General features: G+C 61.5%; 16 protein-coding genes. 7 read left to right on the top strand and 9 right to left on the bottom strand.

Going from position 1 to position 15,056, the window contains the following annotated elements; genetic code table 11:
• Nucleotides 1-96 precede the first annotated feature (96 nt).
• Nucleotides 97-591, bottom strand: coding sequence for a SprT family zinc-dependent metalloprotease (locus AC06G5_RS23260; RefSeq protein ID WP_413428128.1), 495 nt, complete (start codon nucleotides 589-591; stop codon nucleotides 97-99).
• A gap of 158 nt (nucleotides 592-749) precedes the next feature.
• Complete coding sequence (locus AC06G5_RS23255; RefSeq protein WP_008016508.1) at nucleotides 750-1,352, bottom strand: Yip1 family protein; 603 nt, start codon at nucleotides 1,350-1,352, stop codon at nucleotides 750-752.
• 281 nt (nucleotides 1,353-1,633) lie between these two features.
• Here AC06G5_RS23255 and ttcA point away from each other — a divergent pair, with 281 nt between their 5' ends.
• Both ttcA and AC06G5_RS23245 read left to right on the top strand, forming a co-directional pair.
• On the top strand, nucleotides 1,634-2,458 hold the full coding sequence (gene ttcA / locus AC06G5_RS23250) for a tRNA 2-thiocytidine(32) synthetase TtcA (RefSeq protein WP_008016509.1): 825 nt from the start codon (nucleotides 1,634-1,636) through the stop codon (nucleotides 2,456-2,458).
• Between the two features lie 129 nt (nucleotides 2,459-2,587).
• Nucleotides 2,588-3,262, top strand: a complete 675-nt coding sequence (locus tag AC06G5_RS23245; RefSeq protein WP_413704183.1) for a DNA-3-methyladenine glycosylase I — start codon at nucleotides 2,588-2,590, stop codon at nucleotides 3,260-3,262.
• A gap of 89 nt (nucleotides 3,263-3,351) precedes the next feature.
• On the opposite strand, the gene AC06G5_RS23240 is transcribed toward AC06G5_RS23245, so the two are convergent.
• Genes AC06G5_RS23240 through arsC form a run of 3 tightly spaced genes read right to left on the bottom strand, consistent with a single transcriptional unit; the run spans nucleotide 3,352 to nucleotide 4,726 of the window.
• Entirely contained in the window at nucleotides 3,352-3,777 is a 426-nt protein-coding gene (locus tag AC06G5_RS23240) for a DUF2069 domain-containing protein (protein WP_413427739.1), read from the bottom strand.
• A 2-nt stretch (nucleotides 3,778-3,779) separates the two neighbouring features.
• Nucleotides 3,780-4,376 (bottom strand): NAD(P)H:quinone oxidoreductase, encoded by a 597-nt coding sequence (wrbA, locus tag AC06G5_RS23235; protein WP_008016513.1) that lies wholly within the window; start codon nucleotides 4,374-4,376, stop codon nucleotides 3,780-3,782.
• Nucleotides 4,373-4,726 (bottom strand): arsenate reductase (glutaredoxin), encoded by a 354-nt coding sequence (arsC, locus tag AC06G5_RS23230; protein ID WP_413427740.1) that lies wholly within the window; start codon nucleotides 4,724-4,726, stop codon nucleotides 4,373-4,375. The genes wrbA and arsC overlap by 4 nt, the downstream gene beginning before the upstream one ends.
• 114 nt (nucleotides 4,727-4,840) lie before the next feature.
• On the opposite strand from arsC, the gene AC06G5_RS23225 reads away from it, so the two are divergent.
• Nucleotides 4,841-5,308 (top strand): TlpA disulfide reductase family protein, encoded by a 468-nt coding sequence (locus AC06G5_RS23225; protein ID WP_413427741.1) that lies wholly within the window; start codon nucleotides 4,841-4,843, stop codon nucleotides 5,306-5,308.
• A gap of 40 nt (nucleotides 5,309-5,348) precedes the next feature.
• Here the strand turns inward: AC06G5_RS23225 and AC06G5_RS23220 are convergent, their stop codons facing one another.
• The 4 genes from AC06G5_RS23220 to AC06G5_RS23205 all read right to left on the bottom strand — a co-directional run bounded on the left by AC06G5_RS23220 (nucleotide 5,349) and on the right by AC06G5_RS23205 (nucleotide 10,106).
• Nucleotides 5,349-5,753 carry an META domain-containing protein gene (locus AC06G5_RS23220; RefSeq protein WP_413427742.1) on the bottom strand — a complete coding sequence of 135 codons (405 nt, stop codon included), beginning with the start codon at nucleotides 5,751-5,753 and terminating at the stop codon, nucleotides 5,349-5,351.
• Nucleotides 5,753-6,187 carry a hypothetical protein gene (locus tag AC06G5_RS23215; RefSeq protein ID WP_007988765.1) on the bottom strand — a complete coding sequence of 145 codons (435 nt, stop codon included), beginning with the start codon at nucleotides 6,185-6,187 and terminating at the stop codon, nucleotides 5,753-5,755. Before AC06G5_RS23215 ends, AC06G5_RS23220 begins: the two co-directional genes overlap by 1 nt.
• Before the next feature lie 77 nt (nucleotides 6,188-6,264).
• On the bottom strand, nucleotides 6,265-7,257 hold the full coding sequence (locus AC06G5_RS23210) for a 2-hydroxyacid dehydrogenase (RefSeq protein WP_413427743.1): 993 nt from the start codon (nucleotides 7,255-7,257) through the stop codon (nucleotides 6,265-6,267).
• Between the two features lie 95 nt (nucleotides 7,258-7,352).
• Entirely contained in the window at nucleotides 7,353-10,106 is a 2,754-nt protein-coding gene (locus tag AC06G5_RS23205) for a response regulator (protein WP_413427744.1), read from the bottom strand.
• 216 nt (nucleotides 10,107-10,322) lie between these two features.
• On the opposite strand from AC06G5_RS23205, the gene AC06G5_RS23200 reads away from it, so the two are divergent.
• The 4 genes from AC06G5_RS23200 to rlmD all read left to right on the top strand — a co-directional run bounded on the left by AC06G5_RS23200 (nucleotide 10,323) and on the right by rlmD (nucleotide 14,937).
• On the top strand, nucleotides 10,323-11,048 hold the full coding sequence (locus tag AC06G5_RS23200) for a response regulator transcription factor (protein WP_413427745.1): 726 nt from the start codon (nucleotides 10,323-10,325) through the stop codon (nucleotides 11,046-11,048).
• Nucleotides 11,038-12,459, top strand: coding sequence for a histidine kinase sensor domain-containing protein (locus AC06G5_RS23195; RefSeq protein ID WP_480458390.1), 1,422 nt, complete (start codon nucleotides 11,038-11,040; stop codon nucleotides 12,457-12,459). Before AC06G5_RS23200 ends, AC06G5_RS23195 begins: the two co-directional genes overlap by 11 nt.
• 223 nt (nucleotides 12,460-12,682) lie before the next feature.
• On the top strand, nucleotides 12,683-13,585 hold the full coding sequence (cysM, locus tag AC06G5_RS23190) for a cysteine synthase CysM (protein ID WP_413427747.1): 903 nt from the start codon (nucleotides 12,683-12,685) through the stop codon (nucleotides 13,583-13,585).
• The gene (rlmD, locus tag AC06G5_RS23185; protein WP_413704184.1) at nucleotides 13,585-14,937 is read left to right on the top strand and encodes a 23S rRNA (uracil(1939)-C(5))-methyltransferase RlmD; all 1,353 of its coding nucleotides are present in this window, start codon (nucleotides 13,585-13,587) and stop codon (nucleotides 14,935-14,937) included. The genes cysM and rlmD overlap by 1 nt, the downstream gene beginning before the upstream one ends.
• The last annotated feature ends 119 nt before the right edge of the window (nucleotides 14,938-15,056 follow it).

The raw sequence follows: 15,056 nt of genomic DNA, 5'->3' as shown, positions 1-15,056 counted from the left end.
CAAGCCCGCTCCCACACTGGATCTATGTTGCACCGTAGTTCCCCTGTGGGAGCGGGCTTGCTCGCGAAGGGGGCAGTACAGCCACCACACATCCCGCTACTCGACCCGCATCTCCCCACTGAACACCAGCGTATGGCGACACCGCCGACACAAGTACCTGCGCCCCTGGCGCACCAGGCTGTGGCGCTGGGCCGAGAACGGGAAGTCGCTGTCGGCGCACGGGCACTTGTAGATGTAGCGGGTCACGCTGCGGCGTTTGACGTCATAGGTGTGGCAGCGGTTGGGCGGCAATTCGTACACGCCGCGCATGATCAATTGCCACTCTTCACCATGGGGCTGGATACGGTCGCCGAACAGTTGATGGGCGATCAGGTGGGCGACTTCATGGGCTACGGTCTGCTTGAGGAAGTCTTCGGTGTTTTCCCGATACAGCTGCGGATTGAAGCGCAGCAGGTTCTCGTGCAAATGCGCGACACCGGCTTTTTGCCCGCGCAGCTTGAGGCTCACCACGGGGCGTTTGAAAGTTCGTTTGAAAAAGGATTCGGCTAGTTGGAAACAGTCTTCGACGCGGGAATTGAGTTGCTCGGGCATGCTTGATGGATCTCCAGAGCGGTCGAGTATGCCGCAACCCTGGGGCCTTGCGAATCGCCAAGGTGCCGAATGGTCGTGTGCCTCCTCGTTGCTGAAGAATCAAAAGGCCGCCTTGCGGCGGCCTGTATCGTTGGTTTCTGATTATCAGTGACGGGTAGCTAATTGGTGTAGACCGGCCCTACGCCGAGTCCCCAGACAATCACAGTGAACGCCATGATGGCGACCAGCACCACCAGGCCTACGGCGAGCACCGAACTTGAAAACAGAAAGCCCTCGTCAGATGGAATGTTCATGAATGTCGGCAAGCCCACGTACAGCAAGTACACCGTGTAGCAGATGGCTGCGGTGCCGACGATCATCCCCAGCCACAAGTGCGGGTACAAAGCGGCGAGGCCACCGATGAACAGCGGTGTAGCGGTGTAGGTCGCAAACGCAATGCAGCGGGCGAGGCTTGGGTTGGCGTCATAGGTGCGGGCCATCCAGTGAATGAATGCGCCCATTACCGCAACGCCACCGAGCATCGCCACGTACGACATGATCGTCATCCATATCGCGCTTTCTACGGTCAGCATCACGGGAGCCCGGTTGCCGATGACCCAGCCGACCTGTGTGGTGCCTATGAAGGCAGACACGGCGGGGATCGCCGCCAGGATCAGCGTATGGGTCAGGTACATGTGGCTGATGCTTTCCTCCTGGTCGCCACGGATCTCTTTCCATTCTTGGTCAGGGTGGGTGAAGAGCCCCACTACGTGATGGATCATGCCAGTCACTCCTCTTTTTTACCGTCGCCCCCCAGTGGAGCGCCTACGGGCCAATGCGGCCTAGCAAGTCACAGGTCTGAAATTTTCATGAGACCTTATGTCGCAGTATAGGGATGAGTTTCCCTAGAAGAAGTAGGGGCTTTAGAGCAAATCGCGCTGTAAACACAATTGTTAATCGCCGTCGGGTCTGTAGGTGAGCTGGAGATGTTGCCCGCTCGCCACAAGTGCAAAGAATTTGCGTAAAATGCCCGCCTTTCGTCACACCTCACGGATTTCGCGTCATGGGCACTCTCACGGTCAACCAGAACAAACTGCAAAAGCGCCTTCGCCGACTGGCCGGTGAGGCGGTTGCCGATTTCAACATGATTGAAGACGGCGACAAGGTCATGGTCTGCCTGTCCGGTGGCAAGGACAGCTACACCATGCTCGATGTGCTGATGCACTTGCAGAAGGTTGCGCCGATCAAGTTCGAGATCGTGGCCGTGAACATGGACCAGAAGCAGCCGGGCTTCCCGGAGCACGTGCTGCCGGCCTACCTGAAAGAACTGGGGATCGAGTACCACATCGTCGAGAAGGACACTTACTCGGTGGTCAAGGAACTGATTCCGGAAGGCAAGACCACTTGCTCGCTGTGCTCGCGCCTGCGTCGCGGCACGCTCTACACCTTTGCCGATGAAATCGGCGCGACCAAGATGGCCCTCGGTCACCATCGTGACGACATCGTCGAAACGTTCTTCCTGAACATGTTCTTCAACGGTTCGCTCAAGGCCATGCCACCGAAGCTGCGCGCCGACGATGGCCGTAACGTGGTGATCCGCCCGCTGGCCTACTGCAACGAAAAAGACATCCAGGCCTACTCGGACTTCAAGCAATTCCCGATCATTCCGTGCAACCTCTGCGGCTCCCAGGAAAACCTGCAGCGTCAGGTGGTCAAGGAAATGCTGCAGGACTGGGAGCGCAAGACCCCGGGCCGCACCGAGAGCATTTTCCGCAGCCTGCAGAACGTGATCCCGTCGCAACTGGCGGATCGCAACCTGTTCGACTTCACCAGCCTCAAGATCGACGAGTCCGCGGCTTCGCGCTTCGTCAACGTGGTCAACCTCTGATTGAAACTGTGGGAGCGGGCTTGCTCGCGAAAGCGTAACGTCAGTCGATACATTGGTTGAATGACACACCGCTTTCGCGAGCAAGCCCGCTCCCACATTGGTTTTTCGTTTTACTCCTCAGGAGAGGGCATGCGCGACTACAAGTGGCTGAACGAATACTGCCTGAACCGCTTCGGTTCGGCGGCTGAACTGGAAGCCCATCTGCCCGTTCCCAAGACTCCCGAGCAACTGCGCAAGATCAGCGACGATCGCTACCTCTCGATGATGGCGCTACGGGTATTCCGCGCCGGGCTCAAGCACAGCCTGGTGGATGCCAAGTGGCCGGCCTTCGAAGAAGTGTTCTTCAGGTTCGATCCGGAAAAAGTCGTGCTGATGAGTGCCGAGCACCTGGAGCGACTGATGCAGGACACGCGGATCATCCGTCACCTGGGCAAGCTCAAGAGTGTGCCGCGCAATGCGCAGTTCATTCTGGACGTGGCCCATGAAAAGGGCAGCTTCGGCACGCTGATCGCCGACTGGCCGGTGACCGATATCGTCGGGCTCTGGAGCTTCCTGAAAAAACGCGGACATCAATTGGGCGGGCTGTCGGCCCCGCGCTTCTTGCGGATGATCGGCAAGGACACCTTTGTACCGAGCTATGACGTAGTGGCGGCATTGAATGCGCAAGACATCATCGACAAGGTGCCGAGCAGTCTGCGCGACCTGGCTTTGGTGCAGGACGTGTTCAACCAGTGGCATGAGGAAAGTGGCGGACGGCCGATGAGCCAGATTTCGATGATGCTGGCTTACACCGTCAATCATTGAAACCGAGTCGCCTCATTCGCGAGCAAGCCCGCTCCCACATTTGAAATGCGATCAAATGTGGGAGCGGGCTTGCTCGCGAAGGCGTCAGGTCAGGCGATGGAGATTTCGCCCTCGCCAGCCAGCTTGCGATTCAACTGATACCGCCAGCGCACATACAGCAGCGCCGAGCAAAACACCGCCAGGCTCGCGCCCATCTCCAGCAAACCGAAGATCTGCCGGTTCGGGTCATAGGCAGCCAATGCGCCCTTGATGAAATACAGGTTCACCACAAAGCACATCCACGAATGCCCGCGTGGGTTGCCGAGGATCATCCCTGGCGCCAGGATCAGCAGCGGCACCAGCTCGATCAACAGAATCACCCAAGGCCGGGCGCCGTGCAGATCGGCTACAAGCAGGTAGTAGATGCACAGCAGGCCCACCAGACCGAAAAAACACAACAGACTGATCACGCGCATGGCCCGGACACGGGGTTCAAGCCATTCAATGGCGGGCAGGATCTTCGGCTTCTTGGCCACCCTCAGCCCTCCAGTTTCTGTGCGGTCTTCGCCAGGCGCATGCCCAGCGCGCGGCACAGCGCCACTTCATGGGCATCCAGACCGCTTTTGCCATCGGCACCGGCGTGGTGGCTGGCGCCGTACGGCGTGCCCCCGCCCTGGGTTTCCAGCAGTGCCGATTCGCTGTACGGCAGGCCGGTGATCAGCATGCCGTGGTGTAACAACGGCAGCATCATCGACAGCAGGGTCGTCTCCTGTCCGCCATGCAGGCTCGCCGTGGAGGTGAACACACCCGCCGGTTTGCCCACCAGCGCGCCGGTCAGCCACAGGTTACTGGTGCCGTCGAGGAAGTATTTGAGCGGTGCTGCCATGTTGCCGAAGCGGGTCGGGCTGCCGAGTGCCAGGCCGGCGCAGTTCTTCAGGTCGTCGAGGCTGGCATAAAGCGCACCTTCGTCGGGAATCTCCGGCGAAACGGCTTCGCACTCGGTGGAAATCGCCGGCACCGTGCGCAGGCGGGCTTCAAGCCCGGCCTGTTCGACGCCACGGGCAATCTGCCGGGCCATCTCGTTGGTCGAGCCGCTGCGGCTGTAGTACAGAACCAGAATGTAGGGCGCACTCATGGCAACAGTTCCAGGATCTGCTCCGGCGGGCGGCCGATGATGGCCTTGTCACCGACTTCGAGAATCGGTCGCTCCATCAGTTTCGGGTGGGCGGCAATGGCGGCGATCAATTGCGCTTCGCTCAGGTTGCTGTTGGCCAGGTCGAGGGTTTTGTACTCGTCCTCGCCGGTGCGCAGCAATTGCCTGGCGCTGATCCCGAGTTTGCCCAGCAGGCGCTGGATTTGCGCGGCGTCCAGCGGAGTGTCCAGGTAACGGACCACGGTCGGAGTCAGGCCACGGGCTTCAAGCAGTTCGAGCGCACCGCGGGATTTCGAGCAGCGCGGGTTGTGATAAAGCGTCAGATCGGTCATGAGCGGGTCGCATCTTGCGTAAGGTGGCGGCTATTCTAACTGTGCGGCGCGCAATCCAGAACCGTGAGAGGCGATGGGTCGCAGGCGCATTCAATTTTTGACAAGGAACACGACATGACAAGGCGACTGGCAGCAGCATTGGCGATCATCGGAGCGTTGATGCTGGGGGGCTGCGGTAATGACTATGGCATCGACCAGGACGGCCACAAGATCGCCGCCAACCGGTTGGACGGCAAATGGCTGGTACTTAACTACTGGGCAGAATGGTGCGGGCCTTGCCGTACCGAGATCCCGGAATTGAACACCCTGGCCGAGCAGCTCAAGGACAGGAAAATCGGTGTGTTCGGGGTCAACTTCGACAACGTCCAGGGGCAGGAATTGAAGGGCGCGAGCGAGAAACTGGGGATCAGGTTCACGGTGCTGGCCCAGGACCCTTCCGAACTGTTCGAGCTGCCACGCAGCGAGGCGTTGCCAGTGACGTACATCATCGATAACAAGGGCAAGGTGCGCGAGCAGTTGATGGGTGAACAGACGGCGGCGGGGGTGATGGCGAAGCTTGAGGCGTTGCAGGCGAAGAATTGACCCTGCAGGAGCCGGCAAGCCGGCTCCTGCAGGTTTACGATCAACCCTCCTCGAGCCACCAACGCAGCGGCTTGCCTTCGGCTGGCCAGAAGCGGATCTGCTCGATCGGGGAGACGTCCCAGCGCTGGACGTTTTCCAGGGCCGAGAGGAAGCGTTTTTCCTGCTCCATCAGCGCCGGCGCGCACAGTTTGCGGGTGCTGCCGATTTTGCCGAAGGTCAGTTTGTCGCCATCAAGGGTGTACGGCGCAAACCAGTGGTTGCAGCCGCCATTGCCGTAGGCCCGGCCGTCTTCGCCGAGGGTGATGGTCAGGTGGCTGTAGTCCATCAACGGCCGCTCGCCGATCCACTCCAGGATGTAGCTGTGGTTCTGTTGCAATTGCACCGGCTCGGCGGCGCAGCCCAGCAGGCTGGCGCCGACCGTAGCGGTCAGAGCAAGGCGTTTCATCACGCAGGCTCCTGGCATTTCGGGCACAGGTGTTTCTCGCCAACGGTGGTCCAGCCCAGCTCGGCAATCCGCGCGGTGGCGGCAGGCTTTTCAGCCTTGTTGCCCAGTTTGGCATCGACGGCGAACTCGAAGCTCAGCTCTTTGGCACAGCTGTCACAGTTCACCTGCCAGGTGTGGATCGCCAGTTCGCCGAACACCGGGCCACTGGCCACCGCGACCCATTGGCCGGGCGGATTGATCAGATGGCGAACCGTTTCGACGGTCAGGCGCATGGACAAATCCTTGGCGCCCTTGAGGGTCACGACCAGCACGTCGTTGTTGCGAATCGAGCCACCGTTGCCGGTGACCTGATAACGCCCCGGCACCAGGGCGCGGCATTCGGTGAGGGTGTGTTGCGGGTTCATCAGGCTGTAGCGGAAATCGTGTTCGACCATGGGTCCTCCAAATATGCGCGATATGCTAGCACGGGCTTGCACGCCGCATCGCGCAGGCAAATGACCTTCGATCCGTTTCAGTCTCCCGTCACCTGATTTTCCGCTGTGCCCGCCGTCCAGGCTGCAATATTGCGCAACGTGGTGGCGGCAATCGCGTCCAGCGCTTCGCGGGTCAGAAAGGCCTGGTGCGCGGTGACGATCACGTTGGGGAAGGTCAGCAGCCGTGCCAGCACATCGTCTTGCAGTGGCAGGTCGGAGCGGTCCTCGAAGAACAGTTGCGCCTCTTCCTCATACACGTCCAGTCCCAGGTAACCCAGGCGACCGTCTTTCAGCGCGTCGATCAGCGCGGGGGTATCCACCAGGCCACCACGCCCGGTATTGATCAGCATCGCGCCCGGTTGCATGTGCGCCAGTGATTCGCGGTTGATCAAGTGCTTGCTCTGCTCGTTGAGCGGGCAGTGCAGGCTGATGATCTGCGATTCGGCCAACAGTTGCGGCAGGCTCAGGTAGCGCGCGCCGAGGGCTTCGACCTGCGGGTTGGGGTAGGGGTCACAGGCCAGTATCTGGCAGCCAAACCCGTTCATGATCTTTGCGAAGGTGGCACCAATCTGCCCGGTGCCGACCACGCCGACAGTCTTGCCCACCAGGTCGAAACCGGTCAGCCCCTGCAGTCTGAAATCCCCTTCGCGGGTGCGGTTGTAGGCGCGGTGCAGACGCCGGTTGAGCGCGAGGATCAGCGCCACCGCGTGTTCGGCTACGGCGTGGGGCGAATAGGCCGGGACGCGCACGATGGCCAGCCCCAGACGCTTTGCCGTCGGCAGGTCGACGTGGTTGTACCCGGCCGAGCGCAAGGCGATCAGGCGTGTGCCTCCCGCCGCCAGGCGTTCGAGCACCGCCGCGCCGAGGTCATCATTGATGAACGCGCAGACCGCTTCATACCCCTGAGCGAGCGCCACTGTGTCGAGGCTCAGGCGTGCAGGCTGAAAGTGCAGCTCGATGCCGGCCGGTTGCCCGGCCGCGAGAAAACTGTCGCGGTCGTAGTTCTGGCTGCTGAAAAGAATCGTACGCATGCGGTGCTCCTTGAGGGTGGCCTGCACGATTGAGCAAGCCGGCATTCGGCAGTCGTCAGATTAGCTCGCCGGCTGACCCGCGCGATTGCGCTGCATCAAGCATTCATGCGCGCCTGGGCTGCCAGGCGATTGATCGCCCGGTCGAGCTCATCCAGTGCAATGCTGGCTTTCGGGTCCTGTTGCTTGAGCAGGGTTTCGCTGCGTTGGCAGGCCGCACGCAATTGCGGTACGCCGCAGTAACGCGTCGCGCCATGCAGGCGATGGACTCGTTCGATCAGGGCGTTGTGGTCATTGCTTTGCTGAGCAAAACGGATGGCTTCGCGGTCAGCCTCCAGGGATGCCAGCAGCATCGCCAGCATGTCTGCAGCCAGATCAGCCTTGCCGGCGGCCAGGCGCAATCCTTCCTCGTGGTCGAGCACCAACAGGTCGTGGGCGCCGCCATGCCCATCGCCGGAGCGCTCCGGGCTGTGATTGCGCAGCGCCAGGCCGCTCCACTTCAGCACCACCTGTGCCAATTGCCGCTCGCTGATCGGTTTGGTCAGGTAGTCGTCCATGCCGCTTTGCAGCAGCGCGCGTTTTTCGTTGGCCATGGCGTGGGCGGTGAGGGCCACGATCGGCAGCGGCGTGCAATGCCGTTGGCTTTCCCACTGACGGATCGCCTCGGTGCTCTGGCGGCCGTCCATGCCAGGCATCTGCACGTCCATCAACACCAGGTCGAATGTCTCGTTCTGTACAGCCTTGACGGCGGCATAACCACTTTCCACCGCGAGTACCTTGGCGCCCATGTCTTCGAGCAGGGTCTGCACCAGCATCAGGTTGGCCGGGTTGTCGTCGACGCATAGCACCTTCGGGGCACGGCTGGATACCGGTTCGCCCGGTTCACTGCGCATCGGGCGCGGGCTGACCAGGTCAGACAGGGAGCGTCGCAGCTTGCGGGTGCAGGCCGGTTTCGCCTGGAGCTGGCTGTGGGGGTTGGGTACGGAAAGATGGAACAGCGTCTGTTCCGTGGTCGGGCACAGCACCAGCACTTTGCAGCCAAGATGTTCGAGGTCCCAGATGTGCTGGTTGAGGCGCTCCGGCGGCATGTCGTTGCTGGTGATGCCGAGCACGGCGAGGTCGATCGCCTGATCGGTCTGGTGGGCGGCGGTGACGCCATTGGTCAGGCTTTCCAGGGTATTGAACGACGTGGTGCTGAGGCCGCAGTCTTCCAGTTGATGCTGCAACGCCTGCCGCGCCAGCTCGTGGTTTTCCAGCACCGCCACCCGACGCCCGAGCAAGGGCGCGGCGGGCAGGTCTTCGGCATCGTCGCGGGTTTTTGGCAGGCTCAGGCTGATCCAGAATTCCGACCCTTCCCCCGGCGTGCTGTCGACGCCGATCTCGCCGCCCATCTGTTCGATCAGGCGCTTGGAAATCACCAGGCCCAGGCCAGTGCCGCCAGGTTGCCGCGAGAGCGAATTGTCGGCCTGGCTGAAAGCCTGGAACAGGGCGCGCACGTCCTGGTTCGACAGACCGATGCCGGTATCTTGAATACTGATGCGCAACTGCACGGTGTCTTCGTGCTCTTCTTCGAGCATGGCACGGGCGACGATGGTGCCTTCGCGGGTGAACTTGATCGCGTTGCTCACCAGGTTCGTCAGGATCTGCTTGAGCCGCAACGGGTCGCCCACCAGTGACAGCGGCGTGTCCCGGTACACCAGGCTCACCAGTTCCAGCTGCTTGGCGTGGGCGGCCGGAGCGAGGATGGTCAGGGTGTCCTGCAGCAGGTCGCGCAGGTTGAACGGAATATGGTCGAGCACCAGCTTGCCGGCCTCGATTTTCGAGAAGTCGAGAATCTCGTTGATGATGCCCAGCAGGCTGTCGGCGGATTTTTCGATGGTGCCCAGGTAGTCGAGCTGACGCGGGGTAAGCTCGCTTTTTTGCAACAGGTGGGTGAAGCCGAGGATGCCGTTGAGCGGGGTGCGGATTTCATGACTCATGTTGGCCAGGAATTCGGACTTGATCCGGCTCGCTTCCAGGGCTTCCTTGCGCGCCAGGTCCAGCTCGATGTTCTGGATCTCGATGGTTTCCAGGTTCTGGCGCACATCTTCGGTGGCCTGGTCGATGCTGTGCTGCAATTCTTCCTGGGCGTTCTGCAGGGTGCCTGCCATGCGGTTGATACCGGAAGCCAGCTCGTCCAGCTCCTGACTGCCGAGGGGCGGCAAGCGGGTTTCCAGATGACCGTCCTTGAGTTGGGCCACGGCCTGCTTGATCTGACTCAGTGGCCGATTGATCGTGCGGCCCATGCGCACGGCCAGCAGTGCCGCACCTATCAGTCCCGCACTGATCAACATCAGGCTGGCGAACAGGCTGCGGTAACCGCGCAACAGCATACCGTTATGGGACAGTTCAAGTTCGACCCAGCCCAGCAGGCGGTCGGCTTCTTCGGGAATCAGGTCCCCGGCCAGGTTGCGGTGTTTGCCGAAGACCGGCAGCAGATAGCGGGTCGCATCGTTGCCACTGCGGCGCAGCATCTGCGTGCCAGTGCCGGAGGGCAACTGATTGAGCATGGACGGGCCGGCGTGGGCCAGCAGCGTGCGATCGGGCGCCAGGAAGGTCACGGCCCGTACGTCGGTTTGTTCCAGGGCCTGGGTGGCGATGCGTTCGAGCAGTTCGTTGTCCTGATGGCCCATCGCGGGTGCGGCCAGTGGCGCCAACTGCTCGGCGATCATTTCGCCGCGCTGCATGAGTTGGGTTTGCAGGTCAGCCTGTTGCATCCAGGTAAAATACCCCCCCAGCACCAACGCCATGAGGCTGGTTGGCAACAGGGTCAGCAACAGCACGCGGCCTTTGATTCCCAGTTTCTTGAGCACGCATCTCTCCTGCATCCCGCTATTTATGGACCGGCACATGCATCCGCCATGCACCACTTGCGCAGTGTAGCGATTTGCTCGCGGTCAATCCTCGTAAAAATGGTGCGGTCATTCGTCGGCCCGCGCGACTCATTGGTGATGCGGACAAACCGTGGGTTGCCCCTGGCGTGGCAATCTTGAATAATTAGCTCAACTGAGAATTGTTTGCAGATAGTCATGACTCCCATCACTGCTGGTCTCCCCCGAATCCTGTCCATCGAAGACGACCTTGTGCTCGGCGCCTACGTCCATGAACACCTGGACCGCAGTGGCTTCCAGGTGACCTGGTGCCAGAACGGCCAGGAAGGCCTGGAGATTGCCCGGCGGCAACCGTTCGACGTGGTGCTGATGGATATTCTGCTGCCGGGCATGGACGGTCTGGCGGTACTGACCCAATTGCGCCAGAGCCATTCCACCCCGGTGCTGCTGATGTCGGCCCTCGGTGCCGAGGCCGATCGCATCAGCGGCTTTCGCCTGGGGGCCGATGATTACCTGCCAAAGCCTTTCAGCATGGTGGAGTTGCGGGTACGCATCGAAGCCATTCTGCGGCGGGTGGCCCTCGACCGCCGGCCCGCCCCCGCACCCGCAGTGCCGGGCCCTTCGATGGACAGCCTGCGTTTCGACGAAGAAAGCTTCGAGGTCTTTTATGGCGAACAGGCCGGCGGCCTGACCCGCAGTGAATATCGGTTGCTGGAGACGCTGCACCGCAGCGCCGACGAAGTACTGAGCAAAGCCTTCCTTTATCAACAGGTGCTGCAGCGCGGTTACGCGGCCCATGATCGCAGCCTGGACATGCACATCAGCCAGATCCGCCGCAAGCTCAAGGCCATTGGCTACACCGAACGCGAAGTGCGCACGGTATGGGGCAAGGGTTACATCCTGAGTGCCGCCGATGAAATGTAACTTGCCGGGCAGGCATTCGCTGTTCTGGAAGCTTGCTTGCCTATTGGTTGCGTTCTGCTTGTTGATGATCTGGCTCAGTTGGTCCTGGGGACGTTATATGGAGCAACGCAACCAGTTCCTCTCGGATGAAGCCCGCGGCACCCTGACAGGCTATGCCGCCGAAGCCGAACAGGCGTGGCAGCAGCGCCAGAGCGCCGGTGTCGATGACTGGCTGCAAGGCATGTATCAGCGGGAAAAAGGCTGGGTCGGTGTCATCGGCGGTGATTTGCAGTCCTTGAGCAACCGATCGCTGACGGACAAGGAAATCGAACGCCTGACTTTTTTGCGCGGCCTCGATTGGCCGGTCCACAAGAAAGGCCGGCCGTGGATGCGCATACCGTTTCCCGGAGACCCGTCCGCCGGCAGCCTGGTGATCGAACTGCCCGAGCGCTTTGTGCCGGGTCATTACCGGGTGTTCTGGCGCGTGATCACCAACGGCGTGATTCCGGGGTTGTTCACCTTGCTGCTGTGCGTCGGCCTGTACCGCTTGCTGGTGGTGCCGCTCAACAGCCTGCGTGAGCAGGCCAATGCCTGGCGTGCCGATCAACTGAGCGTACGGCTGTCGACGCGGACCACCAATCGCTCGGATGAACTGGGCGAGCTGGGCAGGGCGTTCGATCACATGTCTGAACGCCTGCAAAGCACCGTGGCCTTGCAGCAGCAACTGCTGCGCGACCTGTCGCACGAATTGCGTACGCCCTTGAGTCGCCTGCGGGTGGCCAGTGAAAGTGAGCAGGGACTGGAGCTATTGCGCGAACGTATCGGCCGTGAGGTCGATGGCATGCAGCGCCTGGTGGAAGACACGCTACAGCTGGCATGGCTGGACACCGAGCGCACCCGGTTGCCCGACGAGGCGATCCAGATCCAGGCCCTGTGGGAAATGCTCACGGAGAATGCCTGCTATGAAAGTGGCTGGCCCGATACCCGGCTGCAATGCACGGTGGATGCATCCTGCTGGGTGCGCGGTCATCTCAACACCCTGGCCCAGGCACTGGAAAACATTCTGCGCAATGCAATCCGGCATTCGCCGGCCGGAGGCATTGTCCAGTTGGGCGGGCGGCGTGATGGCGATTTCTGGCACCTGTGGCTGGAGGATCACGGCGGCGGTGTGGCGCAAGCTGACCTGGAACGGATCTTCCTGCCGTTCACCCGACTTGATGGTTCGCGGCCGGGGGATGGCGGGTTTGGCTTGGGGTTGAGTATCGCCAGGAACGCAGTGCAGCGTCAGGGCGGGAAGCTTTGGGCGCAGAACACCGGGAATGGGTTGCGGATGAATTTGCGGTTGGTGGCGGAGGATGGCGATGCCAGTGACAACGCCTTCGCGAGCGAGCCCGCTCCCACATTGACCGTGTTCCAACCGCAAAACGCATGATCACCCCGGTACCCTGTGGGAGCGGGCTTGCTCGCGAAGATGCCCTCACTCCCACCACAACAACCCTGTTTTTCACACTCCGAGTGGCACAGCGACTTGTCGCTTGCAGCTCGAAGCCTGCCGCTTATTCCCATAAACCATAAGCACCACACTTTGCGTGATATGGCCTGCGAACGTTTGCCGGTATGATAGTCGCCCCCGCAGTCTGGATTGCGAATACGCCATGACCTTGCAGTACCCAACCATCGCCGATTGCGTCGGCAACACTCCGCTGGTCCGTTTGCAGCGCCTGCCCGGCGCCACCAGCAATACCCTATTGCTCAAGCTCGAAGGGAACAACCCGGCGGGTTCGGTCAAGGACCGTCCGGCGCTGTCGATGATCACCCGCGCCGAACTGCGCGGGCAGATCCACGCCGGCGATACGCTGATCGAGGCGACCTCGGGCAACACCGGGATCGCCCTGGCCATGGCCGCCGCGATCAAGGGTTACAAGATGATCCTGATCATGCCGGACAACTCCAGCGCCGAACGCAAGGCGGCCATGACGGCCTATGGCGCCGAGCTGATTCTGGTCAGCCAGGAGCAGGGCATGGAAGGCGCCCGTGACCTCGCGCAGAAAATGGAAGCCGAGGGTCGCGGCAAGGTCCTGGACCAGTTCGCCAACGGGGACAACCCCGAGGCGCACTACACCGGCACCGGCCCGGAAATCTGGCGCCAGACCGAAGGCACCATCACCCATTTCGTCAGCTCCATGGGCACCACCGGTACCATCATGGGCGTTTCGCGCTACTTGAAAGAGCAGAACGAGAACGTGCAGATCATCGGTCTGCAACCCATGGAAGGTTCGGCGATCCCGGGTATCCGTCGCTGGCCCCAGGAATACCTGCCGAAGATCTACCAGGCCGATCGCGTGGACCGCATTGTCGACATGGCCCAAAGCGAAGCCGAAGACGTGACCCGTCGTCTGGCTCGCGAAGAAGGCATCTTCTGCGGCGTGTCATCGGGCGGTGCCGTTGCAGCGATGCTGCGCCTGTCTAAAGAAGTTGAAAACGCGGTGATCGTCGCGATCATCTGCGACCGCGGCGACCGTTACCTGTCGACCGGCATTTTCGACGCGCCCAACTGATGGCCAAACATGAAAGAGGCCTGCGCTTCCAGCCCACCGGCGGCAGCAAGGCCCCGCAAATCCCGACCGGCAAAAAGCAGCGCCTGACCATCGAACGCCTGGCCAATGACGGTCGCGGTATCGCGTTTTTCGAAGGTCGCACCTGGTTCGTCATCGGCGCATTGGCCGGCGAAGAAATCGAGGCGCGGGTGCTCGGTGCCCACGGCAAAGTGGTCGAGGCACGGACCGAGCGGGTGTTCACGGCCAGCGAATTGCGCCGCCCGGCGCCGTGCGCCCATGCCGGTCGTTGCGGCGGTTGCAGCGTGCAGCATTTGCCTCACAACGAACAACTTGCCCTGAAACAGCGCATGCTCGCCGAGCAATTGGCGAAGGTCGCGGGCGTCGAACCCGAAGAGTGGGCGGCGCCATTGAGCGGTGCGGAATTCGCTTACCGACGTCGCGCCCGTGTGGCGGTGCGCTGGGACATGAAGGCGAAGAAACTCGAAGTCGGGTTCCGCGCCGCCGGCAGCCAGGACATCGTGGCCATCGCTGATTGCCCGGTGCTGGTACAGCCCTTGCAACCGATCATGAGCCGTCTGCCGGAGATGCTGCGGCGCCTGAGCAAACCTCAGGCTCTCGGGCATGTGGAGTTGTTCAGCGGTTCGACATTGGCGGTTTTGCTGCGGCACATGGCGCCGTTGTCCGACGCCGATCTGACGATCCTCAAGGAGTTCTGCGCGTTCCACGAAGCCCAGTTGTGGCTGCATGGCGACGGTGAACCGCAGCCGGTCGAGGCCGGTCAGTCGTTGGGCTATCGCCTTGAACAGTGGGATCTGGAGCTGGCGTATCGTCCCGGGGATTTCATCCAGGTCAACGCCGGAGTCAACGAAGCGATGGTCGCCCAGGCGCTGGACTGGTTGAAGCCGACAGCGGATGAGCGTGTACTCGACCTGTTCTGCGGCCTGGGCAACTTTGCCTTGCCGCTGGCCAAAGCCGCTCGCGAAGTGGTGGCGGTGGAAGGCGTGCAGGTGATGGTCGATCGGGCAGCGGCGAATGCCGCTAGCAATAATCTGCATAACGCGAAGTTTTTTCAGGCCGATTTATCCCAGCCTTTGACGGACGCTGAATGGGCCGCTGAAGGCTTTTGTGCGGTACTCTTGGACCCACCGCGTGACGGTGCTTTCGAGGTTGTGCGCAAGCTCAAGAGCCTGGGCGCCGAACGGTTGGTGTACGTGTCGTGCAACCCGGCGACCCTGGCGCGCGACACGGTCGAATTGATCAGGCAGGGCTACCGGTTAAAACGTGCCGGGATTCTCGATATGTTTCCTCAAACGGCACATGTCGAGGCCATGGCGTTATTTGAAGCGAGCTAGGATGCTCGTCTGGTCCGACTGGCCCGCCCGTGCAGCCGCACCCAGCCCGATGTGGGCGCACGGGCAACGAAGGTCAGCGATTTGACGCATTGAATCTGCGTCGTAGGGAAGGTAAGCAA

It is taken from the genome of Pseudomonas sp. WT-JTC, from assembly GCF_056711565.1.
The sequence above is the reverse complement of the archived record's forward strand: the minus strand, read 5'-3'. Positions and strand labels throughout refer to the sequence as shown.

Coding starts and splice junctions, on each gene's coding strand:
- AC06G5_RS23245 (WP_413704183.1), top strand. CDS start 2,588: ATGCGCGACTACAAGTGGCTGAACGAATACTGCCTGAACCGCTTCGGT.
- AC06G5_RS23210 (WP_413427743.1), bottom strand. CDS start 7,257: ATGCGTACGATTCTTTTCAGCAGCCAGAACTACGACCGCGACAGTTTT.
- AC06G5_RS23260 (WP_413428128.1), bottom strand. CDS start 591: ATGCCCGAGCAACTCAATTCCCGCGTCGAAGACTGTTTCCAACTAGCC.
- AC06G5_RS23225 (WP_413427741.1), top strand. CDS start 4,841: ATGACAAGGCGACTGGCAGCAGCATTGGCGATCATCGGAGCGTTGATG.
- rlmD (WP_413704184.1), top strand. CDS start 13,585: ATGGCCAAACATGAAAGAGGCCTGCGCTTCCAGCCCACCGGCGGCAGC.
- AC06G5_RS23215 (WP_007988765.1), bottom strand. CDS start 6,187: ATGGTCGAACACGATTTCCGCTACAGCCTGATGAACCCGCAACACACC.
- AC06G5_RS23220 (WP_413427742.1), bottom strand. CDS start 5,753: ATGAAACGCCTTGCTCTGACCGCTACGGTCGGCGCCAGCCTGCTGGGC.
- wrbA (WP_008016513.1), bottom strand. CDS start 4,376: ATGAGTGCGCCCTACATTCTGGTTCTGTACTACAGCCGCAGCGGCTCG.
- AC06G5_RS23200 (WP_413427745.1), top strand. CDS start 10,323: ATGACTCCCATCACTGCTGGTCTCCCCCGAATCCTGTCCATCGAAGAC.
- AC06G5_RS23195 (WP_480458390.1), top strand. CDS start 11,038: ATGAAATGTAACTTGCCGGGCAGGCATTCGCTGTTCTGGAAGCTTGCT.
- cysM (WP_413427747.1), top strand. CDS start 12,683: ATGACCTTGCAGTACCCAACCATCGCCGATTGCGTCGGCAACACTCCG.
- AC06G5_RS23255 (WP_008016508.1), bottom strand. CDS start 1,352: ATGATCCATCACGTAGTGGGGCTCTTCACCCACCCTGACCAAGAATGG.
- ttcA (WP_008016509.1), top strand. CDS start 1,634: ATGGGCACTCTCACGGTCAACCAGAACAAACTGCAAAAGCGCCTTCGC.
- arsC (WP_413427740.1), bottom strand. CDS start 4,726: ATGACCGATCTGACGCTTTATCACAACCCGCGCTGCTCGAAATCCCGC.